This window comes from Pseudoalteromonas holothuriae (assembly GCF_945859825.1).
In the GTDB taxonomy this organism is placed as follows: Bacteria; Pseudomonadota; Gammaproteobacteria; order Enterobacterales; family Alteromonadaceae; genus Pseudoalteromonas; species Pseudoalteromonas holothuriae.
Map to the genome: position 1 here is coordinate 125,186 of NZ_CAMAPC010000005.1, position 25,068 is coordinate 150,253.

General features: G+C 40.6%; 22 protein-coding genes. 14 read left to right on the plus strand and 8 right to left on the minus strand.

Annotation, left to right across the window (positions count from 1 at the left end; all coding sequences use genetic code 11):
* Positions 1-81: 81 nt before the first annotated feature.
* A complete protein-coding gene (locus OCI93_RS08525) occupies positions 82-1,911 on the plus strand; it encodes a DUF885 domain-containing protein (RefSeq protein WP_261592024.1) in 1,830 nt (609 codons plus the stop codon).
* Positions 1,912-1,977: 66 nt separating this feature from the next.
* Here OCI93_RS08525 and OCI93_RS08530 read toward each other — a convergent pair whose 3' ends face one another.
* Complete coding sequence (locus tag OCI93_RS08530; protein WP_261626207.1) at positions 1,978-3,486, minus strand: sensor histidine kinase; 1,509 nt, start codon at positions 3,484-3,486, stop codon at positions 1,978-1,980.
* A 116-nt stretch (positions 3,487-3,602) separates the two neighbouring features.
* On the opposite strand from OCI93_RS08530, the gene dctP reads away from it, so the two are divergent.
* Positions 3,603-4,730, plus strand: a complete 1,128-nt coding sequence (dctP, locus tag OCI93_RS08535) for a TRAP transporter substrate-binding protein DctP (RefSeq protein WP_261592022.1) — start codon at positions 3,603-3,605, stop codon at positions 4,728-4,730.
* Between the two features lie 205 nt (positions 4,731-4,935).
* On the opposite strand, the gene OCI93_RS08540 is transcribed toward dctP, so the two are convergent.
* Together OCI93_RS08540 and OCI93_RS08545 are read right to left on the minus strand one after the other, a co-directional pair.
* Positions 4,936-7,116: a YgiQ family radical SAM protein gene (locus OCI93_RS08540; RefSeq protein WP_261592021.1), complete on the minus strand. Its 2,181-nt coding sequence runs from the start codon at positions 7,114-7,116 to the stop codon at positions 4,936-4,938.
* A gap of 103 nt (positions 7,117-7,219) precedes the next feature.
* Positions 7,220-9,427, minus strand: a complete 2,208-nt coding sequence (locus tag OCI93_RS08545; protein ID WP_261626208.1) for a bifunctional diguanylate cyclase/phosphodiesterase — start codon at positions 9,425-9,427, stop codon at positions 7,220-7,222.
* A 225-nt stretch (positions 9,428-9,652) separates the two neighbouring features.
* Between OCI93_RS08545 and OCI93_RS08550 the strand changes: the two genes are divergently transcribed.
* Together OCI93_RS08550 and OCI93_RS08555 are read left to right on the plus strand one after the other, a co-directional pair.
* On the plus strand, positions 9,653-10,147 hold the full coding sequence (locus tag OCI93_RS08550; RefSeq protein ID WP_261626209.1) for an SRPBCC family protein: 495 nt from the start codon (positions 9,653-9,655) through the stop codon (positions 10,145-10,147).
* Positions 10,144-11,022: a TIGR03899 family protein gene (locus tag OCI93_RS08555; protein ID WP_261592018.1), complete on the plus strand. Its 879-nt coding sequence runs from the start codon at positions 10,144-10,146 to the stop codon at positions 11,020-11,022. Before OCI93_RS08550 ends, OCI93_RS08555 begins: the two co-directional genes overlap by 4 nt.
* Positions 11,023-11,255: 233 nt before the next feature.
* Here OCI93_RS08555 and gpsA read toward each other — a convergent pair whose 3' ends face one another.
* From gpsA to OCI93_RS08575, 4 genes are read right to left on the minus strand one after another with little or no spacing between them, the layout of a single operon-like run.
* Positions 11,256-12,263 carry an NAD(P)H-dependent glycerol-3-phosphate dehydrogenase gene (gene gpsA / locus OCI93_RS08560; protein ID WP_261592017.1) on the minus strand — a complete coding sequence of 336 codons (1,008 nt, stop codon included), beginning with the start codon at positions 12,261-12,263 and terminating at the stop codon, positions 11,256-11,258.
* Between the two features lie 3 nt (positions 12,264-12,266).
* Positions 12,267-12,752, minus strand: coding sequence for a protein-export chaperone SecB (secB, locus tag OCI93_RS08565; protein WP_261592016.1), 486 nt, complete (start codon positions 12,750-12,752; stop codon positions 12,267-12,269).
* Positions 12,753-12,791: 39 nt separating this feature from the next.
* On the minus strand, positions 12,792-13,049 hold the full coding sequence (grxC, locus tag OCI93_RS08570) for a glutaredoxin 3 (protein WP_261592015.1): 258 nt from the start codon (positions 13,047-13,049) through the stop codon (positions 12,792-12,794).
* 12 nt (positions 13,050-13,061) lie between these two features.
* Complete coding sequence (locus tag OCI93_RS08575) at positions 13,062-13,493, minus strand: rhodanese-like domain-containing protein (RefSeq protein ID WP_261592014.1); 432 nt, start codon at positions 13,491-13,493, stop codon at positions 13,062-13,064.
* 296 nt (positions 13,494-13,789) lie between these two features.
* Between OCI93_RS08575 and gpmM the strand changes: the two genes are divergently transcribed.
* From gpmM to OCI93_RS08600, 5 genes are all read left to right on the plus strand, one after another.
* Positions 13,790-15,334 (plus strand): 2,3-bisphosphoglycerate-independent phosphoglycerate mutase, encoded by a 1,545-nt coding sequence (gene gpmM / locus OCI93_RS08580; protein ID WP_261626210.1) that lies wholly within the window; start codon positions 13,790-13,792, stop codon positions 15,332-15,334.
* Between the two features lie 2 nt (positions 15,335-15,336).
* On the plus strand, positions 15,337-16,470 hold the full coding sequence (locus tag OCI93_RS08585; RefSeq protein WP_261592012.1) for a murein hydrolase activator EnvC family protein: 1,134 nt from the start codon (positions 15,337-15,339) through the stop codon (positions 16,468-16,470).
* A gap of 38 nt (positions 16,471-16,508) precedes the next feature.
* Entirely contained in the window at positions 16,509-17,735 is a 1,227-nt protein-coding gene (locus OCI93_RS08590; protein WP_261626211.1) for a S41 family peptidase, read from the plus strand.
* 181 nt (positions 17,736-17,916) lie between these two features.
* Positions 17,917-18,693: a divergent polysaccharide deacetylase family protein gene (locus tag OCI93_RS08595; protein WP_261626212.1), complete on the plus strand. Its 777-nt coding sequence runs from the start codon at positions 17,917-17,919 to the stop codon at positions 18,691-18,693.
* 234 nt (positions 18,694-18,927) lie between these two features.
* Positions 18,928-19,347 (plus strand): CBS domain-containing protein, encoded by a 420-nt coding sequence (locus OCI93_RS08600; protein WP_261592169.1) that lies wholly within the window; start codon positions 18,928-18,930, stop codon positions 19,345-19,347.
* A gap of 96 nt (positions 19,348-19,443) precedes the next feature.
* Here OCI93_RS08600 and pepB read toward each other — a convergent pair whose 3' ends face one another.
* On the minus strand, positions 19,444-20,739 hold the full coding sequence (pepB, locus tag OCI93_RS08605) for an aminopeptidase PepB (RefSeq protein WP_261592009.1): 1,296 nt from the start codon (positions 20,737-20,739) through the stop codon (positions 19,444-19,446).
* A gap of 81 nt (positions 20,740-20,820) precedes the next feature.
* Here pepB and sfsA point away from each other — a divergent pair, with 81 nt between their 5' ends.
* The 5 genes from sfsA (at position 20,821) to folK (ending at position 25,051) form a co-directional block, all read left to right on the plus strand.
* Positions 20,821-21,528 (plus strand): DNA/RNA nuclease SfsA, encoded by a 708-nt coding sequence (gene sfsA, locus OCI93_RS08610; protein ID WP_261592008.1) that lies wholly within the window; start codon positions 20,821-20,823, stop codon positions 21,526-21,528.
* 175 nt (positions 21,529-21,703) lie between these two features.
* Positions 21,704-22,147, plus strand: coding sequence for an RNA polymerase-binding protein DksA (gene dksA / locus OCI93_RS08615; protein WP_261592007.1), 444 nt, complete (start codon positions 21,704-21,706; stop codon positions 22,145-22,147).
* A gap of 12 nt (positions 22,148-22,159) precedes the next feature.
* Positions 22,160-23,065 (plus strand): tRNA glutamyl-Q(34) synthetase GluQRS, encoded by a 906-nt coding sequence (gluQRS, locus tag OCI93_RS08620; protein ID WP_261626213.1) that lies wholly within the window; start codon positions 22,160-22,162, stop codon positions 23,063-23,065.
* A gap of 155 nt (positions 23,066-23,220) precedes the next feature.
* On the plus strand, positions 23,221-24,576 hold the full coding sequence (pcnB, locus tag OCI93_RS08625; RefSeq protein WP_261592005.1) for a polynucleotide adenylyltransferase PcnB: 1,356 nt from the start codon (positions 23,221-23,223) through the stop codon (positions 24,574-24,576).
* A complete protein-coding gene (gene folK, locus OCI93_RS08630) occupies positions 24,569-25,051 on the plus strand; it encodes a 2-amino-4-hydroxy-6-hydroxymethyldihydropteridine diphosphokinase (protein ID WP_261592004.1) in 483 nt (160 codons plus the stop codon). Before pcnB ends, folK begins: the two co-directional genes overlap by 8 nt.
* Positions 25,052-25,068: the final 17 nt, after the last annotated feature.

Here is a 25,068-nt window from a genome sequence, read left to right on the forward strand (position 1 = left end):
ATTAGTTTTAATAATCGCCAATTTTTATACATTTTTTAAAGACTGAGCCTTAGGCTCCTAAATAAAAACAAAGGTAGAACAATGCGTAAACTTACTGTTATTGCTGCTGCTATTAGCGTAGCTTTACTAGGTGGTTGTCAGCAAACAGCCGAAAAACCTGCTCCTACACAACAAGTGCAACAAGTATCACAAAGCGAAATCGAAAAAGCGAATGCATTTTTTGAAGAAGTGTTTACTCGTAATGTAATGCGAAGCCCTGTTTATCAAACTTACATGGGGATTAAACAAGATTATGATAAGTGGGATGACGAGAGTGAAGAGCGAGCACTAGAGGATTTAGCGCTAACCAAAAAAGACCTCTTAACACTAAAAAGCATAGACCGTAATAAATTAGATACTGCGACACAAGTTAGCTATGACTTAATGCAACAAAACTTAGAAAATGAAATAGCTGACTTTAAATGGCGCCTTCACGACTATCCTGTGAACCAAATGTTTGGTACTCACTCAATGGTACCTGCGTTTTTAATCAACCAACATCAAATCTCTGATGTGAAAGATGCAAAAGCATATATTTCACGTTTAAATGGTGTACCAAAAGTTTTTGAACAACTAATTGACGGTTTAAAGAACCGATCTAACAAAGGGATTATTGCTCCTAAATTTGTTTTTCCTCATGTGATTGAATCAAGTAAAAATATCATTGTTGGTGCACCTTTTGATAGTGGTGATGATTCAACCTTACTGGCAGACTTTAAGCGCAAAGTAGAGAAACTAAGCATCGCTGATGATGAAAAGTCTGCGCTTACTGCTCAAGCGACTGATGCGTTAAAAACGGCTGTGAAACCGGCTTATAGCAAACTTATAAATTACCTTGCACAACTAGAGAAACGAGCAGATAACCGCGATGGTGCTTGGAAATTCCCTGATGGTGAAGCGTTTTTCAACAATGCGTTAGCTCGCACGACAACGACTGACTTAACAGCTAAAGAGATCCATGAAATTGGTCTATCTGAAGTCGCTCGCATCCATGATGAAATGCGTGAAATTAAAGACAAAGTGGGTTTTAAAGGTGACTTAAAAGCGTTCATGGAATTCATGAAAACCGATAAGCAGTTCTATTTGCCAAATACTGAGGCGGGTAAAGAGCAATATCTGAACGAGGCTACTGCACTTATCGATAACATGAAATTACGCCTTGATGAGCTATTTATTGTTAAGCCAAAAGCAGACATGATTGTAAAACGTGTTGAAGCTTTCCGAGAAAAAGCTGCAGGTAAAGCATTTTACCAACAACCAGCCCCAGATGGCTCACGTCCAGGTATTTACTACGCGAACTTGTATGATATGGAGGCTATGCCAACTTACCAAATGGAAGCATTGGCTTATCATGAGGGGCTGCCAGGGCACCATATGCAAATTGCTATTGCACAAGAACTTGAAGGTGTCCCTAAGTTCCGAAAATTTGGTGGTTATACAGCCTACATTGAAGGTTGGGGCTTATACTCTGAGCTTGTACCAAAAGAAATGGGCTTGTATGAAGACCCTTACTCAGATTTTGGTCGCTTAGCAATGGAACTATGGCGTGCATGTCGACTAGTTGTAGACACTGGTATTCATGCAATGAAATGGACACGTCAAGAAGGTATTGATTACTATGTAAATAATACTCCAAATGCAAAGTCTGACGGCGTAAAAATGGTTGAACGTCATATCGTTATGCCATCGCAAGCTACCGCTTATAAAATCGGTATGTTGAAAATTTTAGAGTTAAGAGAAGCGGCTAAAAAAGAGCTAGGTGACAAATTTGATATTCGTCAGTTCCATGATGTAGTTCTAAAAAATGGTCCAGTACCATTGAACGTACTAGAGAACTTTGTTGATGAATGGGTAGCAAGTAAAAAGTCTTAAGACTTTTTACTAATGAATAATAAAAGGCTGCAATAGCAGCCTTTTTCAATTATTAAGAAACCATACCTAAGGAGCCTTGCTTTCATTATATTTTTTACGGTAACTTGTTCGCACAGTAGGTGATTGACTAAACAGAGTATTTGCCAACACTATATGAATGCATGCACCACCGTGTGCAGGACTTTGAACTTTTAACTCCCCCTTTAACTTATCTGTCACTAAATGATAAATCACACTCAACCCCAAACCTAATTTGCCAAAATGCTGCCTACTATTAAGCGATGGCTGAGCTAAAATAGGTAATAGCTCACTGTCTATCCCCACCCCATCATCTTTAAAGTACAAATGAACAAAATCATTCACAACCATAGCAGACACCACAATATGTAATGGTTTATCTGTATGTTTTGCATGTTTAACGCTATTACTAATACAGTGATGGCATACTTGTTCAAATACCGCTGGGTAGCTTTGCAGTTGCAACGTATCAGGTATCTCATAACTAACCTGAAACTGCTCGGTTATAAGTTCAGTACTATGACGTGCAAATACATTTTCAACCAGTTGTTTAAGATTAAACCCCACAACTACATCAAACTGCTGATAATTTGAGATATGCTCAAAGTCAGCTAAAAGATCATAAATATTTGCAAGATCAACATCTAATTGCGTTAATATTTGCTGTGATTTAGTCAACAATTGAGATACTTGACCTTCATTCGCTTGACCACAGGTAAGCTTGTTTACAATGGTATTTAGCCGCTTTTGGTGTGTTGCCGCATGCTCAACGGTATGCTGTAATGACTTAGAAAAGCCTTGGACCATACTACCTAAAGTAGCTTCTTGCGCCTCTTCTATAAATCGTGCATGCACCTGATCTAACCTTGTTGCTAACACATTCGTAAACTCAAGCAGTTCTTGCAATTGAGGCTCTGCAACTAACTGCCCTTTACAATGCTCAGGTAAACGATATGACTGTAGCCCTTTGACATCACTGAGCACTTGCTCTGTTAATGCAATACCTTGGCTTAGCTTTCTATAAAGACAATACAACAAAGCCCCCCACAAAAGAAGTGCAACTAATAGCAAAGACAACCATCTCACATCAAGAGGTTGCTCAGCAGTTGGCGTTTGTGAAAATTGCTGAGCAAACGTTTCTGCTAAAGCATTATTGCCCTGTGTAAGTTGTAAAAAACGAGTGTTCTTTGATGCCTGAGGCAGCTTTGAGAAATCATTTGAGGTTGTGCTCTCAGAAGCAAGTAATACAACTTGTAAGTCAACTTGATTTACCAAGCGTTGACTAAACAAAGAGGAGTTTTGACCTTGATGGTCACTCAAGTAACGCTGCAACTTTTTCACAGCTAAAGTATATTCTGCTAAACCTTTTTCCTGCGTTACTATTGTGGTGTAGGTATGTTGTACACCTTGAAACAAACGGTTAAATTGGTTTAATTGTTGCTCAGCTCTGAGTTGCTCATAAACTAGAGAGATCAAAATCCAAGCTATAAAAACACTCAACATCAGCCCGCTAACAAGTACGACTTTAAAAACTAACTTTGACTGTGAAATTTGCACAAATGACTGCTCAACAAAGGGTTATAACATAAGCTTAGTAAATAAAGTGCTTAACACCAATATATGGTTGTTCTCTGCTAAGCTTAAATTATTATCAAGTTAATAATATAAGTAGTATGACAGCTGATAAAAAAGAGTATGCCAACAACAATAGTCCAACTCGTCGGCTCTTTACTAAACAATTAGCTTGCCTTGGTGCTGGACTCACTTTACCACTTCCTTTATTTGCACAAGGTAATTGCAAAAAAGTGAATGAATTGGAGTTTGAGCGATGCAATAAAGCATCAATTAATATGGTCTTTGCTTCACCCTATGATACAAATCAGTGGCGCTCATCACCTCATATGCATCAACAGCTAAAAGAAAATATTGAGTATTTCAGTAACAGTAAAATATATTTAAATGTGTTCCACAAAGGTAAATTAGGTGTTGGTACCAAGCTTGCGGCACTCGTTGCCAGAGGCTCTATTCATGGTGCGCTGATCTCAGTATCAAATTTAACACCTACCCTACCAGCACTGGATATACTTAATATTCCATTTTGGTGTGCGCAACGACACAACTACCTCAAACTTATTTCATCCAAGTTATGGCAAAGTCAAATCATCGATAAAATACATCGCCAAGGTAAATTAACAATTTTAATGCATTACTTACCCGGAACAAGAACCGCAACTTCAACGAAACGCTATGGCGAAACAATCAAAACACCACAAGATATGCACAACATCATATTTCGTATACCGGCAAGTAAAGCACTGCAACAATTTTATGATTTGTGTGGTACTTCGGCCGTTGAAGTTCCTTGGAATAAAACGGCCACTCTCGCACGAGGTGGACGGATTAATGCGCTCGACCCTTCTGTAGTTGGGCTGTTTAATGGCCCGAATAATTTAAAACAGCATCTGGGGACTGTGTCACAAATTAAGAGTGTTCAAGATGGTTGGTTATTTGTAGTGAATCAGTCTTGGTTTAATGGCTTGTCAAAAGAGTTGAGGTATGCTCTAAAAACGGCCTCTAAAGCAACTTTTGAGGCACATTTAGCGCAGCTCCCTCGGGTTGAACAATATTGTGAACTTGGCTTAAAACAACTAGGCACAAAGATTTACCAACCCACAGTGGATGAAATGGCGCAGTGGCGAGCCGTAGCAGGCCACCAGCTAAGACAATGGGGCCCACTCAAACAAGCACTCCTTGGTGATGAAGCACTGTTTGAGCAATTTTATGACGCTGCCAATCTTTAAATCATATTCAAGTTAGACCAATTGCATTAAAAACAATCAAATAGTGCGACATAAAAATGACTTAGTAACATATTCTATGTGAGCAATTTTTAACGCAGTTAATGAGTTATATAGCTCGCTAGCATGGTCAATGTTTTAATAAAACTGCTATTATCTATAAATTATCTTTTAGAATCATAAATATAGAATAATTTTTACTGATACACTATTTTACCCTTTGTCTATTGCCTGCCACTTTGGGTTTAGTATTCGCTTTTTTGAACTGGCCAAATCCGGTATGACGAGTCAGTGCTGCTTGCCCACCTTTACCTTTATGATTTGCCTTTGACCTTTGTGCTCTTCCCTCTTCTGGTACTAAGCAGTTTGGTCCTTTACCAATCAGGTTCGCTTTGCCCATAGCGCGTAACGCCTCACGGATCATAGGCCAACCTGATTCGTCATGATAACGTAAAATAGCCTTATGTAACCGTCTTTGCCTTGCGCCTTTAGGTACACTCACCTGCTCTTTATTATTTTTAATATTTCGCAGCGAATTCATTTCGGTGTGGTAAATCGTCGTCGCATTAGCCATCGGTGATGGGTAGAAGTTTTGCACCTGATCTAACTTAAAATCATTTGATTTTAACCATAACGCCATATTAACCATATCTTCATCTGTTGTGCCTGGGTGCGCTGAAATAAAGTACGGGATCAAATACTGCTTTTTTCCTGCTTCTTTTGAGTATTTATCAAATAATGCTTTAAATTTATCATATGTACCCATACCCGGTTTCATCATTTTAGACAAAGGCCCTTGCTCGGTATGTTCTGGCGCTATTTTCAAATAACCGCCAACATGGTGCGTCACCAACTCTTTTACGTAGCGAGGGTCTTCAATCGCCAAGTCATAACGAACTCCCGATGCAATAAGTATTTTCTTTACTCCTTCAACATCTCGCGCCTTACGATATAAATCAATAGTTGGAGTGTGGTCGGTGTCCATATGTTTACAAATATCAGGATAAACACACGATAAACGGCGGCAGGTACTTTCTGCTTTTTTACTTTTACAACGTAGCTTGTACATATTTGCAGTAGGGCCACCTAAATCAGAAATAACCCCAGTAAAGCCCGGTACTTTATCACGGATTTGTTCTATCTCTTCGATAATTGATTCTTCTGAACGACTTTGAATAATTCGTCCTTCATGTTCAGTGATAGAACAAAAACTACATCCCCCAAAACAGCCTCGCATAATGTTGACCGATGTTTTGATCATGTCATAGGCCGGTATTTTTGCATCCCCATAACTTGGATGCGGCACGCGCTGATAAGGTAATCCAAACACCGCATCCATCTCATGCGTCTCCAACGGGAAAGCTGGCGGGTTAACCCAAATATAGCGATCGCCATGGCGCTGAAAAAGCGCTCGAGCACACCCTGGATTAGTTTCTTGGTGTAAAATTCGAGAAGCATGAGCATACAGCGGTTTATTGACACTAACCTGTTCATAAGCTGGCAGCTTTACATACACCTTTTCCCAAGGCTTTAATCTTGGTGGCTGAATTGTAATAGGTTTTGCAGTATCGGCAGATAAATCAATACCCGCTTTGGTAAATTCAGATTTGCTACAGCCAACATCATCGGCGCCATAGGGGTTGGGGATTGGATCAATTTTTCCCACTTTGTCGATGGCTGTAGAGTCACTACCTCGCCATTGTGGTAAAGGGGTTTTGCGAATAACGGCAGTACCACGTACATCTTGAATGTCTTCGATAGAGTCGCCTTTGGCGATACGGTGAGCAACTTCAACCAACGGGCGTTCTGCGTTGCCATAAATAAGAATATCGGCTTTAGCATCAAAGATAATGCTACGACGTACCTTTTCTTGCCAATAGTCATAATGCGCGATGCGTCTTAAGCTTGCTTCAATACCTCCGATCACCAAAGGCACTTCTTTATAAGCTTCGCGGCAACGTTGGCTATAAACAACCACGGCACGGTCTGGACGCTTTCCACCGATATTGTCAGGCGTATATGCATCATCATGGCGCATACGTTTTTCTGCAGTATAACGGTTAATCATAGAGTCCATGTTACCCGCTGTTACACCAAAGAATAAATTTGGCTTACCAAGGTCCATAAAGGCATTTTTATTTGACCAGTCTGGCTGAGCAATAATTCCTACCCTAAAGCCCTGCGCTTCTAGCACGCGGCCAATTACAGCCATGCCGAAACTTGGGTGATCCACATAAGCATCGCCAGTGATCAGTACAATGTCACAGCTATCCCAGCCTAAGGCGTCCATTTCTTCACGGGTGGTTGGTAAAAAAGGAGCCGTTCCATAACACTCAGCCCAGTATTTTGGGTATGAGAATAATGGACGTTCAGCTTTGAGTGTGCTCATAGTGACAGCCTAGAGGATAAAAAAGAGCCGAATTATAGCTTAAATGCTCCTGACCACAAACCATAGATTAGCAAGTATAATAAATTAGCTTCTTAGCGACGCTTCAATTAACTTTGGGCTTATAATTTTTTAAAAACATCATTAACGCTTCACTGGGCATGGGCTTGGCGTACATAAACCCTTGTACTTCATCACAGCCCATTTTTTTGAGTAAATCACTTTGCTCTTTAGTTTCAACACCTTCTGCAATTGTTTTACGACCAAGGTGACGTCCCAATGAAATGACTAATTCAGCAATAGCACCACTATCGCTGTGTGGAATATCTTTAATAAACGCACGATCAATTTTTAGACGAGAAAATGGTAATGTCTGCAAGTAACTCAATGATGAAAAACCCGTACCAAAGTCATCAATAGCTACTTCTACACCAAACTCTTGAAGCTCTCTTAATGTTTCAACCACAGCACCAATCTCATCCATGACCACACTTTCTGTAACCTCCAGTTCGATAAATTTAGGGTCTACTTGGTACTCTAGCAATGTGTCTTTTACACTTTGAGCATAGTTAGCAACTTTAAACTGAGGAACCGATACATTTACCGCCACACTAATTGACTTGCCAATTGCAGCCAACTTTTTTTGTTGCTCACATGCTTGTTCCAAAACCCACTGACCAATATCTACAATCAAGCCCGCATTCTCTGCCAGTGGAACAAAAATACCTGGGGAAATATACCGACCATTTCCTGAGGGCCAGCGGAGTAATGCCTCACAACCAACTACCTCTAAAGTTTTGAAACATAGTTGTGGCTGATACCACACTTCAAGCCTTTTATGCTCAAAATCTTGCCTTAGCTGTCGGATCAGTCCTAGCTTCCAAGCCATTTTCTCTTCAAGGTCGCTCGTATAACGTCCTACCACACGATTTTCTTGCTTCGCTTGATTGAGAGCAATATAAGCCAATTTTAGTGTATCTAAGCCATTACACACAAAGTCATCTTGTTCACACACACCCACTCTAAAATGAATAGATAATACATGCTCATTCACTTGATAAGGCGTTAATAAACTATCTATAAACATCTGCTCTTCAAAAGCGACCTTGGGCAATAGCAGCGCAAACACATCGGCACCAATACGCGCTAATAACTCAGTTTGTGGGAACTCTTGCTCAAGGCGCGTCATAACCGCAATCAGCAACTGGTTACCTACCTCTTGTCCCAAGCCATTGTTGATATCTGAAAACTGAGCTATATCAATAAGAATAAGCAATAAATCATTACTTTTAGGCTTATAGTAGTTTGTTATTTTTTCTGTAAAACTGGAGCGGTTAGGTAATTTAGTCAACGGATCTTTGTAAGCAACATCACGTAGTTCATTAAATAACTTAATATTGTCTAACCCAACACTCACATTGGCTAAAAACACTTCCATTGATTGAAGTTGTGAATCTGTTGGCTGTATGTCCAACTCTATATAAATAGCTGCGCTGCGATTTTTACCTTTGAGCAGCACGGTTATATCATGTTCAGTACGCTGATGCTGAGCGCTGTCAAAGCAGTTTTGTACCTGCATAATTACGCGGCCATTGTCGAGCTGCTCTAAACCATCACCAAATGACTCTTGAAAATGATTCGTTCCACCAAGCACGGTAAAACGCTTGCCTTTACCTAATTGCCCACAGACAATACCATTGGCTTCACTGCCCAAAATTTTTGCTAAATGTGTTACTACGGCCAAGCTAAACGAGCTAATATCATTGTGACCTAAGATGCCTTTACATGCATCTAAAATAGAGCTCAACGCTAAGCTCTGTGCTTCTAGTTCACAAATCTGACGATAAGAACGCACAGCAGTCATCATAGAAGTAACAAGTTTTGAGCGAGTTAGCTCGGTTTTCATTTTATAATCGTTAATATCATAATCACGAATAACTTGCTCTTCAGGCGCGTGTCCAGGCTGCCCAGTCCTTAAAATAATTCGTACACTATTATTTTTAAGTTCGTCACGCACACGCTTGACAACAGTTAACCCGGCATCGTCAGTTTCCATAACCACATCTAACAACATCACACTAATTTCAGGGTTGTGGATCAGCTTTTCAATAGCCTCTGCGCCGCTGTATGCATGATGAAAAAATAGAGAACGTCCCCAAAATTCAACGCCTGACAGTGCCAAAGTAGTTACAGAATGAATTTCAGGATCATCATCCACAATCAAGATGTCCCAAGCAGCGCTTGCAACTTCTTCTACTTCTTGAAGTTCTTCATCATGATCTAAAAACAAAAAATCATCTTGTTCAGACGCCATTTTTTATCCTTTAATTCAACACTCAACTTACTTTCTATGTGCTTAGATTGACTAAGTCGTTTACCATCATACGAATTGTGGTACATTTTTACTACAAGATATAAACTTCGCTCACACCCATGAGATATTATAGACGATGTTCAAGTACTTGCGTGTAGCATATCAGCAATACTGCATCAGGAGGTATGTATTAAAATACTCATCATTGTAATGAAGGCACTGCTTTTGGTCACAATCTTGTTTGTGGCAGCAGGCTTACTGTTGCCGCATAAGTATCAATTAAAGCAACAAATTACCTTTTCGACCACTGATGAGCGCCAACTTTTTGCTTTACTCGACTTAAAGCAGTGGTCAAAACTAATGATGTGGCAACGTATTAGCCAAACCCAATACATACATTTCTCAACACCGAGTACCGGCGTAGGGGCTCATGCCGCTATTGATCATCAACTAGGTCGTATTGAGCTAACAATTACAAAAAAAACAAAACAAGGGATAGAATTTTCTATGCTATTTAACAATGAGCATAGCGCAATAGGACTGTTAACTTTTACTCATCACAATGACTCTATTACAGTAAACTGGCAAATATCTGGCGCGGTACACTCAACATTACTAGGTGGCTATACTGCACTTTATATTGAATACCATTTACGGCAAATGATAATTTCAGCCTATAACAATTTGCAATCAGAACTTAAATTAAGGGCTGCACTATGAGTGTAAAAAATGCCCAAGCTAAAGCAAGTCTAGCAACATTAATAGAAGAAAAGCTTGGTTTTACTATGGTTAAAAGTCGTGATTTTGGCACGCGTAGTGGCTCCGATAATAGTTATAGTGCAAAAGGCACTATGCCTATCAATTATTCAGTACGCAGTGATGAAAGTGTTTTAAAGCGCGCGTTAAAACGCCAGCAACTTAATAAAATACAGCGTCAACAGAACATAGAACAAATTACCGCAATGGCGCTGAGCGTTTGTCCTGATGTTACAAGTCAAGGCCGCCCAGACCCAGATTGGCTTGAACATTTTATCGTGTTAGCAGAAGATATCGCGAATCAAAATATGCAAAAACTTTGGGCAAAAATTTTAGTCGGGGAGACGGTTTCACCGGGGACTTTTTCGATTAAAAGTCTACAAACATTAAAGCAAATGACCCAAAGAGAAGCCACTGCGTTACAAAAGTGCGCCGCTTTATGTGGGTACTTAGAAAAAGAAGACAGCTACCTTATATTACTAGGCTACTATAAAAAGCCATCATTTTTTGATTTGCTAAGAAAAGGCAATAAAGAGTCAATTAATCTAGGTAGTGCCGGCCTGAGCTTTCCCAATATACTGACTTTGATGGATATTAATATTGTATATAGAAAAGAAATTGAATCTGCAAATTTAAAGCAAGGACAGTCAATACAGTTTTCTTTTCATAGCAAAAAGCTCACCCTCACTCCAAAAAGTAATGAGCTGGTACTAAGTTATTATAAATTAACACAAACTGGAGATGAGTTAAAAAAGCTCGTCAGCTCACCTATCAATAAAAAATACAAGCAGCAACTAGAACAAGCATTCATTGATGAGTTTGATTGTCAGTGGAGTTAACCCGAGTAAAGTGCGTACATAGTCATACGCTAGGATGTGTTGATCTTTGAGGTATAAATTTTGTTCAAATTAAAGGGGGTCAATACGCAAAATGAGCAATACAACTTAATAGCTTACGTAAATTGCAAATCAGAGAATAGGCTCTCATTAAACCGCTTGGCCTGAAAGTAAAAAGGCCTAAATCCATTCTGTTATTGAAGTCAGGCCTTAACTGTCACTTAAATAGCAGCAAATCACTCCGCTTTTTGTTCGCGGCCTAAGAGCGCCATAGCTGCTTCTTTGACATCTTTTTGTTGATACAACACGTGATAAATTTGCTCAGTAATTGGCATTTCAATACCACTACGTTGAGCTAATAAATAGACTTCTTTGGTATTGCGGTAACCTTCTACCACTTGACCAATACTGTGCATTGCTTCATCAACACCCAGACCTTTACCAAGCGCTAAGCCAAAACGACGATTTCGCGATTGGTTATCTGTACAAGTGAGGATCAAATCTCCCAAGCCAGCCATACCCATAAAGGTTTCAGAGCGAGCGCCAAGAGCCGTACCTAATCGACAAAGCTCTGCAAGCCCCCGAGTGATCAATGCAGTTCGAGCATTTGCGCCAAAGCCAAAACCATCGGACATTCCCGCACCAATAGCGATTACATTTTTAACTGCACCCCCCAATTGAATACCGATAAAGTCATCATTGTCGTATACCCGAAATGAGCGACCACAATGTAGTAACTTAGCCAATTCACCGGCAAATGCACAGTCAGTCGCGGCCACTGAAATAGCCGTTGGCAATCCAGCAGCCATTTCTCTAGCAAATGTAGGCCCTGATAGTACCGCCAATGGTACTTGCTCACCAAGTTGTTGCTGTGCAACCTCTTGTAACAAGCGCCCTGTTTCAGGCTCTAATCCTTTGGTCGCCCAAGCAACACGTGCGTTAGGTAACAAATCATTGCGCATTGACGCAAGGGTGTCAGCAAATGCATGACTAGGCACCACCAATAAGACAATTTCACTGGCTTTCACAGCTTGAGATAAATCACTTTCAAGTTGTAAAGAGTCTGGAAACGAGCAATCTGGCAGATAACGTTGGTTTGTTCGCTCAGCTGCAAGCGTCGCAACGTCGTCTTTATTTCGCCCCCATAAAGTCACCTGGTGACCATTTCGAGCGAAACAAATAGCAAGGGCGGTGCCATAAGACCCCGCCCCTAATACAGTTACAGCTGACTGAACTGAACTCATCAATTATGCGTCAGCAGTTTGCTCTGCTTGCGCAGTTCTTTGTTGCATATATTGAGCAAATAGTGCATCAAAGTTAACTGGTGCTAGATTTAGCTGTGGGAAAGTACCACGATTTACCAGGCTAGCTACGGCTTCGCGTGCATATGGGAACAAAATGTTCGGACAAAAAGCGCCTAGCATATGTGCCATTTGTACTTCTTCTAAATCAGCGATTGAGAAAATACCTGCTTGTTGAATTTCACATAAAAAAGCAGTTTCTTCACCAATCGTTGCTGTTACAGTCAAAGCAAGAACCACTTCAAATACACTATTGTCTAGCTTTTCAGAACGCGTATCCATGTCTAGCTTAATTTCAGGCGTCCACTCTTTTTGAAAAATCGCAGGTGAATTTGGCGTTTCAAACGAAATATCTTTAGTATAGATACGTTGAATATTAAATTGCGCACTTTCTTGTTGTTCTGTTGCCGCATTTTGGTTTTGATCTGTCATGAGTGTTCCTAAATTCTTTAAATTTTTATTTAATGTCTTTTATACGTTGAGTAAAGCGTTTAATTCGCCTTTAGCATCAATAGCCATCATATCGTCACAGCCACCAATGTGGTTATCGTTGACAAAAATTTGTGGCACAGTATATCCACCATTGGCTTTTTCTATCATTTCATCACGTAACTCTGGTTGCTTGGCAATATCATATTCAGTGTATGTTACACCTTTTGCGTCAAGCATTGCCTTTGCTCGGTGGCAAAATGGACAATAATCTTTTGTGTAAATCACAACCTCAGTCATAAAAGGCTCCTATTATTTTCCCGCGGTGATTGGTAATCCCGCACTTTGCCATGAACCCATTCCGCCATTAAGCACATAAACATGCTCAAAGCCTGCTTTGTGCATCGTATTAGCAATACCCGACGCGGTCATGCCCGTTGTGCACACAAGTATAATGGGTTTAGTTTTATACTTTTCAAGTCCTGCAAAGTCACTTTGCTTTGCTTTTTCAGCACTCAATTGCACAGCGCCTGCAATTTTGCCAGCATTAAACTCTTTTGCAGGGCGAATGTCCACAACCTGCCCATTCTCTCGGTTTACCAATAAGGTCAATTGCTGAGGGTTCACCTGTGCAATGGCTGAAAACTTACTTTTAAACCAACTTGCCACTATCATAGCGACTAAGGCCAACCAAATAACACTTAAAATAGCATTGTTGCCAATAAATTCGATGTATTGTTCCATGCACCTTCCAACTTAACAGTCTGGGCACTCGATATAACACTGTTCAAGCACCCGTATAATGAATCGCCCAGCAGTATACATTTTGCATTCCGTTGGGTATAGCCCTTTGTCGGAACACTCAAACCTTAACAAGCCCCCACTTACTTAAAAACAAGCGATTTAGATGAGGATAAATCATAGTAACAGGGCTGAATAGTTACACAAAACAAGGTATGCTAGGAAAATATGGCGTCGCGCTAATATGCCAATTTATTCCTCTGGCATAAAATAAAAAAGTTAGTTCTAAAGGAGCCCAAATGACTGCACAAAAAAAACCACTTGTTCTAATGATTTTAGACGGTTGGGGTTATCGAGAAGAAAGCGAAAGTAATGCTATTTTAGCAGCCAATACCCCTGTGTTAGACAATTTATGGCAAATTAAACCTCATACTCTGATCTCTGGCTCAGGATTAGATGTTGGTCTACCTGATGGACAAATGGGCAACTCAGAAGTTGGTCATGTTAACTTAGGTGCGGGTCGTATTGTGTATCAAGATTTTACCCGAATAACTAAAGCCATCGATGATGGTGAATTTGATCATAACCCTGTTTTGGTACAAAGTATCGATAAGGCAGTACAAGCTGGCAAAGCGGTGCATCTTATGGGACTTTTAAGCCCTGGTGGCGTGCATAGCCATGAAGATCACATCATTGCAGGTATTAAGCTAGCTGCAAAACGTGGCGCTAAAGCCGTTTATTTTCATGCCTTTTTAGATGGGCGAGATACCCCGCCGCGCAGTGCGCATGCATCCATTGAACGTATAGAATCACTATTTTCAGAACTAAAGTGCGGCCGCTTAGCTTCCATTATTGGTCGTTACTACGCAATGGACCGAGATAACCGCTGGGAACGTATTGAAGCCGCTTACAATTTGATGGTAAACGCACAAGCGCAATATCGCTATGAAAATGGCATCACTGCACTTGAAGCGGCTTACGAGCGTGATGAAAATGATGAATTTATTAAAGCAAGTGCCATAACGCCAAGCGATGCTCAACCTGTTACCATCAATGATGGTGATACAATGATATTTATGAATTTTAGAGCAGATAGAGCACGTCAAATAACTCGCTCTTTTGTCGATGAATCATTTGATGGATTTAATAAACAAGTAACACCCAAACTCAGCGCATTTGTAATGATGACACAATATGCCGCAGATATTGACGCACCAGCGGCTTTCGCCCCCGAAGCTCTCAATAACGTGTTAGGTGAATGGCTTGCCAAACATAATAAAACCCAATTGCGTATCTCAGAGACAGAAAAGTATGCCCATGTTACGTTTTTCTTTAGTGGCGGCAGAGAAAATGAGTTTGATGGAGAAAAACGAGAGTTAATTCCATCACCTCAGGTTGCCACTTATGATTTACAGCCTGAAATGAATTCAGAACTACTCACTGATAAGTTAATAGCAGCGATTCACAGCGGCGATTATGACGTAATTATTTGTAACTATCCCAACGGTGATATGGTTGGCCACTCTGGTGTGTTTAGCGCAGCAGTAAAAGCCTGTGAAGCAGTTGATAAATGTATTGGCCGTGTAATTGATGCCCTTGAGCAAGTGGGTGGTGAAGCGTTAATCACAGCAGATCATGGTAATGCCGAGCAAATGACCAACGCCAGCACTGGTCAAGCCCATACCGCACACACATCAGAACCTGTACCCTTTATTTATGTAGGCCGAGATGCGCAAGCACATGAAGGTAAAACACTCAGCGATGTTGCACCAACCATGTTGCACTTGCTTGGCATGGCGCAACCAAATGAGATGACAGGTAAGCCTATCATGACTTTAAAATAACCATGTGGAATTTCCCTAGCAAGTTAATCTTACTAGCTTTGACATTGGTGGCAACGTCGGTTGTTGCCAATGAAACAAGAACCAAGCAAGATTTAACCGAAGTACAACAAGAGCTAAAAAAAAGCCAACAAAGCTATCAAAAACAGCAAAATAATGTTGTATCACTGCGCAAAAAATTAAAACAACAAGAGCTCAACATTGCCAAAAATGCCAAAGCCTTGTCACTAACCCAACGTGGTATAACTGAAAATCAGCAGCAACAATATACCCTGAAAAACGAAGCAAAAAGCTTGAGTAACAAAAAGCATAAGTTACAAAAATTACTCGCTGCCCAGCTAAAAAGTGCTTATATGACAGGCAGCCACGATTACTCAAAAATGCTTTTAAACCAACAGCGCAGTGCAAATTTAGAGCGCGCGATAAGCTATTATGACTACTTTAACAAAGCCAGAATCACCCAACTTGAAGAACTCAAATTCGTTTTTTCAGAACTTGCTAAAAACCAACAACAACTGGCACGCAAGCAAAATGAACTTAGCGCTTTAAAAGCGCAACAAGAACAACGCCAGTCAGCCCTCGTTGCGGGTCAAACGAAAAGACAGGTACACCTACAAAAGCTCAATGCCGCTTTACAACAAACAGCACAAGCAATCGACTATTTAAAAGAAAACGAACAAACCTTAATTTCAACACTTGATGATCTTGCACAAACGCAGCAGCCTCCCGAGATAATACTTGATGGTTTAGCGCAAAATAAAGGTCGTTTACTTTGGCCAAGTAAAGGGCACTTGCGTCATCGTTTTGGACAACAAAAACACGCAGGGATGAGCTGGAAAGGCGTATTGATCCAAGCACAATCAGGTGCCCCCGTAAATAGTATCAAACAAGGACAAGTGGTATATGCAGATTGGCTAAATGGGTTTGGCTGGGTGATGGTTATAGACCATGGAGAAGGATTTATGAGTCTATATGGACACACACAAACATTACTCAAAGATGTTGGCGACTTAGTCAATGCAGGTGAAACTGTTGCGTTAGTTGGTCAAAGCGGCGGGCAAGCACGTTCTGGTCTATACTTTGAAATACGGCATAAAGGGAGCGCTGTCGATCCGGTAAAATGGTGTAAAGCAAGTTAATTGATTAACCCGTGCTGCACCAATAATTGGAGCAGCAGATGAATACATTCAATCATATCAAGCAGAGCATTGTTAGTAGCTATCAAAATTTGGCGCTCATTGTTTTTGGCATACTACTTTGCCTATGTTTTATCACCCCGCCTAGTTTTGCAAAACAGCAATTTAATCAAGAGCAAGTAGATGAAATTTTATTTCACATACATGCCTATTACGTTGAAGATTTACCTCTGAGTAATATCGATAAGCACAATTTTGACAAATTACTGACGCAATTAGACCCCTATTCTAAATACCTTTCTGAAACCGAGCTTGAAGCGATTTTTAGTGCGGCAAATGGCCGCTACACAGGAATTGGTATTGAAGTAGAGATCATCGCCAATCATGTTGTTATTATTAATACGCTGCCTGGTTCACCCGCTGATTTAGCTGGTCTTGAGGGGGGAGATAAATTGGTTGCAATCAACAATTATAATGTTGCTAATAAGGACATCGAATATGTTTCTAAGTTACTGAAGAAATCTGAATATTCGACAATAAACATTACTGTCGAGCGACAAGCACATCAACTTACGCTTGCATTACGCCGCCAAGAGATAAGTTTAGAAAGTGTTAGTAGTCAAATGCTTAGCAATGGCAATGGTTATCTATCTCTTTCTAGCTTTAACAATAATAGTTACCATGATGTTGCTAGGCATCTAAATAAACTTGCTTTAAAACATGGTGCAGCCCTAAATGGCTTAGTCATTGATTTACGAGATAACCCCGGTGGCACCCTGACCAGCGCTGTTGCCATATCTGACTTGTTTTTAAACGCTGGCACTATCGTATCTACCAAAGGACGCTTTTATGACGCTAACCAGCATTTTACTGCCCAAAGCGGCGATGTTCTCAATGGCGCACCTGTGGTGGTCATGATAAATGGCAATTCAGCTTCTGCAGCAGAGATCCTTGCCGGTGCTCTTCAAGATAACCATAGGGCGCTCGTGGTGGGTACCCCATCATATGGTAAAGGCTCAGTTCAATCGTTAATTCCGATTGGTAACGGTACAACAGCCCTAAAATTAACTACGGCTCGCTACTTCACACCTTCAGGGCGCTCAATTGAAGGTACAGGCATTGCGCCAGACATCACACTAACCAACCAAGTGCTTTCACATTTAAGCAAAAGCGCTATAATGGCTGGTGAACAAACAGTCAAAAATAAGCAATTAGCGAGATTAGATTCTCACATATTAAATGCAAAAAAATTACTAAAAAACCATTAGGGTGATTGTTCTCTAGATTCGATTTTTAATCGTATAAACGGCATTTATACTAAGTGAAGCTTTACTGTAGATTAGGAATATACTTACTTTAGAGTAAAGCTAAGCTGTGTTATAAAAAACTTTGAATAACAAGAGCCAACAACATCCTAGAATATAACTATAAAAAATAAGAAATAAGGCTGTGCGAAACATTTATTGGGGATTATTGGTGATTTGGCTTTTAGCACTGCCTTGCGCTGCAAAACAAATTGCTATTGTGATTGATGATGTTGGTAATCACCAACGTGATTTACAGCTACTGGAATTACCCGGTCAGTTGTCGTTTTCTATTTTACCGCATACCCCTTACTCTCAACAATTTGCTTTTTTAGCCAGTAAAGCCAATAAAGAGCTGCTACTGCACATCCCCATGCAATCTTTACATAACAAAGCTCTAGGTCCTGGTGCTCTTACCTTAACTATGAATAAGTGGCAATTACAAAGTACTTTAGGCCATGCCCTAGCAACTTTGCCACAAGTAAAAGGGGTAAATAATCACATGGGTTCTGCCCTTACTCAATATATTGAGCCAATGAAATGGACCATGGAAGTGTTAAAAAAACGGGGTTTATTCTTTTTAGATAGTCGCACCACAGAGCACACACAAGCACAAACAGTGGCCAACCTATATGGTGTAGAAAATATCGACCGTCATGTCTTTCTTGACAATGTCCCAACTAATGATGCTCTAAAATTACAGCTAGAAGCACTTAAATTAAGAGCTGATGCGCAACAGTATGCTATTGCTATAGCCCACCCTTACCCAGAAACAATTACATTCTTAAAAGCTGCGATCCCTGAACTTGAACAGCAAGGCTATGAGTTGGTTCCAGTCTCTCAACTGGTAAACTTAAAATACATTCAGCTAGCAGAGCATAAAAAAATTCAACCTCGGTTTTCAATCCCTACCAGTGATTAAATGCTTAACAAATAATACTATTTGATCTAGATTCATGCATAGCATGCAAATGTGCGTTATAACTTATGTAATCAACGTTGAGGCTATAATACTATTTTCAATGTTTATTTGAATAACGCCGCTGTTGCCGCACAAATTCACGGTGTTATTGCTATGAGTTATTAAATTTATTAACGAGCGTTCAAGATTCAATATATTTTTAGGCTCAGTATGTTCAGCTAAGAGGAAAGAATGATGTTAAACACTGTTACCGATCTAATGACAGCCGATCCTTTCGCAGTATCGCTAAAAGCGTCATTAAAAGATGCCCATGAATTAATGCGAGAAAAGAATATTCGCCATATCCCTGTTATTGATGATCACGGGATCTTACAAGGCATGCTGACACAAAAAATAATGATCGCCAAAGTTATGGGGATCATGGCAACTTTCGGGGCTAATGCATTAGAGAGAAAAGAAAAATACACCCTTGTAGAAGATATTATGGCCACTGACTTTGCCAGCACACAACCAAATAAAAGCCTTGCTGAGGTAGCGGAGTTTTTTGTTAGTAATCGCCATGGCTGTATGCCTGTCGTAGATAAAAACAATAAATTACTTGGTATTTTAACTTCGTCAGACTTTGTGCGCTTGGCTGCTGCTTTACTTTCTTAAATGCCACCACTGTAAAAGGCAATACCATAGCTGCTACCTGAACTTAGGATAAACTAATCCTAAGCTCAGATTAATATCATATGAGTTTATTTGCGTTTAAGCTTTTTCAGCCAGCGTACGCGCTACGGTTCGCATGCCCAATGTTGTTGCGCCAGCACCCCATTGACCACCCGCGTTATTTTGAAACGCAGCGGCTAAATCAATATGCACCCAACCTTTGCCTTCATTTGGTACAAAGCGAGATAAGAAGCCTGCGGCATTTGATGCACCACCAAACCCTCCACCTTTTTGCGCGCGACTGTTAGCAGTATCTGCATAAGCAGAAGGGCAATTATTCTGATGCCATTTCTCTAAAGGTAATGGCCAAGCGGCTTCAAACTCTTCACTTGCAAACTGCTGTACCTCTGCGACAAGCTCTTTGTCTAAACCAAACAATGCATTGTACTCTTGACCCACAGCCACCAGAGCTGCACCTGTTAAAGTTGCAGCATCAATAATCAACTCTGCACCACTTTCACCTGCCGCCATAAGACCATCAGCAAGTACTAAACGTCCTTCTGCATCGGTATTTACAATCTCGACCGTAGTACCATTTTTGTAGGTAAGAATATCACCAAGTTTATATGCATGTCCTGATATCAAGTTCTCAGCACAACATAAAAATAATTTAATGCGCTTTTTTACACCACGTTGAATCGCCAATGCAAGCCCAGCAGTTACAGTCGCAGCACCACCCATATCACACTTCATACCCAGCATACCTTCACTAGGCTTAATTGAATAACCACCTGAATCGAACGTGATCCCTTTTCCTACTAATGCTGCACTTACTGGCGCATCTACGTCACCCGTTGGGTTGTAATCAAGTTCTAACAATACTGGCGGACGCTCACTACCACGACCTACCTCATGAATACCTATCCATTGCTGTTCAAGTAATGCTTTGCCCTTTATAATTTGATAACTCACATGCTCTGGCGCTAAAGATTGAATAAACTCAGCCGCTTTACCCGCCAAACTTTCAGGATAAATATCTTCAGCAGTACCGTTGATCATTTGTCGAGCCCAAGTTGCTGAACTTTGCAATGCCGCTAACTCATTTATATCTGATTTGGCATTTTCAACAAAAGTAACGCCGGTCAATTGTTTTGGACTTACAAAGCCTTGATAAAAGGCCCATTGCGACTCTGTACACCATAGTTCGCCTTGCAACTGAACTTGGGCAATCCCCTGCTGAGCTAAAGTTCTCGCTGATTTTTGAATATTTTTAAGCGTTTCATCTTGAGTCAAATGCACTGTAGCACCTTGACTATCAAAAGATAAAGAAGCACCTACGCCCCAATGTGCCGCGGCAGTTTGTTCACTCAAACGAACAATAAATTTGTCAGACATAATCCTATATTCTCTTGCACTTGTAAGTGTTCTAAAGTGTACACTAGCAAGCATGATGACCCAACCTAATGCGATTAATTGATGAAATTTGTAAATTCACTCGATAAAGCCACTTTATTAAAACGCTACAAACGCTTTTTAGTAGATTTACACTGCCCACAGCGTGGGGAATTTACCGTGCACTGTGCAAACACAGGAAAAATGACTGGCTGTGCTGATGCCGGATTTGATGCATACTATTCCACCAGTGATAATAATAAACGCAAATACCCGCACTCTTTAGAACTGACAAAAAATAGCCAAGGTGCCTTTATTTGTGTCAATACCAATCATGCCAATCATGTGGCCAGCGAAGCTATTGAGCAAGGTGTTATCTGCGAGCTGACTGACTACCAATATCACCAACGTGAAATCAAGTACGGCCAAGAAAACAGCCGTATTGATATCTTACTTACTTCAAAGAATCGGCCTGCATGTTATATAGAAGTAAAATCAGTTACCTTATTAGAAGACAAACAAGGCTATTTTCCTGATGCTCAAACGCTGCGAGGTCAAAAACATATCAGAGAGTTAATAACTTTAAAAAGCCAAGGAGCAAGAGCTGTACTATTATTTATCGTGATGCACGAGGGCATAGAAAGTGTTACACCTGCGAAACACATCGACCCAAAATACGCCTCTTTGCTCACTCAAGCCTATGAAGCTGGTGTTGAAGTACTTGCATATAAGGCTGCAATTTCAGAGCATGAAATTACCCTCTCTCATCCAGTGCCAGTTAATGTGGGTTGAAATTATTTTATTTACCCCCATATAGCTGCTCATCGGAATTTCGTCTCTAAGGCTGAGATATCCAAGCAAATGTCATACTAAAAAGTGAAAAAGTGTTTGCTTAGGGGGGGAGATTCTGCTATTTATAGCCGCCGGCGTTAGCTGGGGTAATGTATTAAGGATTTAGGAGAATGCTATGTCTGACCAAAAGAGACTAGGGTTGTTGGCTCAAGCCGGTTTAGAACCTTATCAGGAAAAACCGGGCGAAGAATACATGAATGAAGTACAACGTACTCATTTTAAAGCAATATTAGATGCATGGCGTAAAGATTTGCGTAATGAAGTTGATCGTACCAAGTCACACATGCAAGATGAAGCTGCAAACTTTCCAGATCCTGTTGACCGTGCTGCACAAGAAGAAGAGTTTTCTTTGGAGCTGCGTACGCGTGACCGCGAACGAAAACTGATCAAAAAGATAGAAAAGACGCTGCAGTTAATTGAAGATGATGATTTTGGCTTTTGTGAATCATGTGGTATCGAAATTGGTATCCGTCGTTTAGAAGCTCGTCCTACAGCTGATTTATGTGTTGACTGTAAGACATTGGCTGAAATTAAAGAAAAGCAAAACGGCCGAGGTTAACCTCAGCCTATTATGCTCACCCCAGCATTATCCAATCAAGGGAGCTATCGAGGTCGATTTGCTCCCTCGCCTTCGGGTCCCTTACATTTTGGTTCGCTTGTTGCGGCACTTGCCAGCTATCTAGCTGCTAAAAGTCAGCAAGGGCAATGGCTCGTTCGAATAGAAGATATTGACACACCCCGTGTTGTAAAAGGCGCTGATAGCGATATTCTGCACACCTTAGAAGCATATGGCCTCTACTGGGATGACTCGGTTGTTTACCAAAGCCAGCGACATAGTTTATATGAAGATGCACTGTACCAACTGCAACAGCAATCTATTGTTTATGCATGCCAGTGCACGAGAAAAGAAATAAAACAACGTGGTGGACTTTATGATAACCACTGCAAAGAGCTAAATTTACCCTTGTTAAAAAACGCCTTACGCTTGCAACAGCACTTTCCTGTCGAGTCTTTTAATGACCAAGTTCAAGGACGCATCAAAATACCAAAAGACATAGCCTTTGAAGATTATATAATTAAACGCCGAGATGGCTTATTTGCATATCAATTGGTTGTTGTACTTGATGATATTGACCAAGGTATAACGCATGTCGTCAGAGGTGCCGATTTACTCGAGCCAACTGCAAGACAATTAGGTTTATTTCAACAGCTTAAACAAAGAGCACCTCACTATGCACATATTCCTTTAGTGGTAGCTAAACCCGGCTTTAAACTCTCAAAACAAAATCATGCCCCAGCAATAGATAAGCAAAACCCCGTACCAGCAACGCTCGCAGCGCTGCGTTTTTTGGGGATAATTCCACCACCAGAGTTAGCCACTGCTAGTATTGAAGAAATATTAACTTGGGCTGTTAACGCATTTTCTTTTCATTCAATCCCCAATGTACGTGAGAAATCATTAACGAAAGTGCCTTAAACAAACAATATTTAAGAGCAAAACTTAATTTTTTGCTGTCACTGGTATATTATAGCGAGCCTTGTAGGTTCATCTACGCATTAAGCGATTTTTGGCATATTCACTGTTTTAGGAGACAGGTTATTATTTCTAAACTATTTAAATTTTGCAGACAATTGGTTGGCCAAAGCGATATCAAGACGGCACCAGTAACCTGTACTGAGCCAAAATTGATCCCGCGCAGTGAGCACAACATTTCTCGCAAACAATTAAGCCCAAATGCAATCAAGGTATTATACCGTTTAAAAGACGGTGGCTATGATGCTTATCTTGTTGGTGGTTGTATTCGAGATATTTTATTAGGTATCGAGCCTAAAGATTTTGATGTAGTAACGAATGCCACACCTGAGCAAGTAAAAAAATTATTCCGTAACTGTCGCCTAATTGGCAGACGCTTTCGTTTAGCCCATATTGTATTTGGTCGTGAGATCATTGAAGTTGCCACCATGCGCGGCCACCATGAAGGGCAAGATAAGAAAAACCCGATTAGCCAATCAAGCGAACATGGACAACTACTCCGAGATAACGTATATGGCACAATTGAAGAAGATGCTGAACGTCGCGATTTCTCTATTAACGCCCTCTATTACTCGGTAAAAGACTTTAGTGTTCATGATTTTGCTAATGGCATTGCAGCAATTAAAGAACGAAAAATCGAGCTGATTGGTGACCCCGAAACACGCTATCGTGAAGACCCTGTTCGAATGCTTCGCGCAGTGCGCTTTGCCACTAAACTTGATATGCAAATTGCCCCCGCAACTAAAGCACCAATCAATGAATTGGCTGACTTACTGAGTAATATTCCGGCCGCTCGATTATTTGAAGAAACACTAAAATTATTTTTAAATGGAAAAGCAGAACAAAATTACCACATGCTGCGTGAGTTAGGGCTATTTAAACAACTTTTCCCGAGCCTAGATGACATCATAGCGCAAAGCGAAACTGGCTTTGAATCACGCTTTGTCGCTCAGATGTTTGCCAATACAGACCAACGTATCAATACAGATAAAAAAGTAACACCAGCATTTGTTTACGCCGCTTTATTATGGTTCCCTTTATTAAAACGAAGTGAGCAGCTTCAGCAGCAAGAGCAGCTGTCTGAGTTCGACGCTTATGCACAAGCAATGAATCAGGTCTTAGCTGAAAATTCACAACATATTGCCGTACCAAAACGCTTTACGCTTGGGGCTCGTGATATGTGGCACATTCAAATGCGTTTAGATAAACGTGGTGGACAAAGAGCCTATAGATTATCTCAGCAGCCTCGTTTTAAAGCCGCTTATGACTTTTTATTATTGCGAGTAGAAAGTGGCGAAGCCGAGCTACAATCACTCGCTGACTGGTGGACCAACTATCTAAAACAAGATATCAACGGTCAAAAAGAAATGGTGAAAACTTTATCTCCACAAGAAGCTGGCAAACCGCGCCGTCGCTATCGTAAAAAGCCAAAAAAGAAGCCTCAGAATGACTAAGGTTTATATTGGTCTGGGGGCAAATCTCAACGCCCCTAAAGAGCAAATAGAAGCTGCACTTTTAGCACTCAATGCCATACCCCACACTCAGCTTATAAGTAATTCTCAGCTGTATGGCTCAAAGCCTATGGGCCCGCAAGATCAACCTGACTATGTTAACGCTGTCGCCTGTCTTAATACTAGCCTAGAGGCGCTAGATTTATTAGATGCGCTACAATCGATTGAGCTTGAGCAAGGCCGACAACGTAAAGATGAACGCTGGGGAGCTCGTACACTAGACTTAGATATCTTGCTGTTTGGTAATGAGGTAATGCAAACATCTCGTTTAACCGTGCCACATTATGGGTTATGTGACAGAGAGTTTGTGGTTTACCCTTTGCTTGAAATTGCTCCCGAACTCATACTACCGAACGGTAAAAAACTGTGTGAGATCGCTAAAGAAGTACCTTTAAATGATTTAACCCCACTAAAATAATAATTACCATCAAGAGG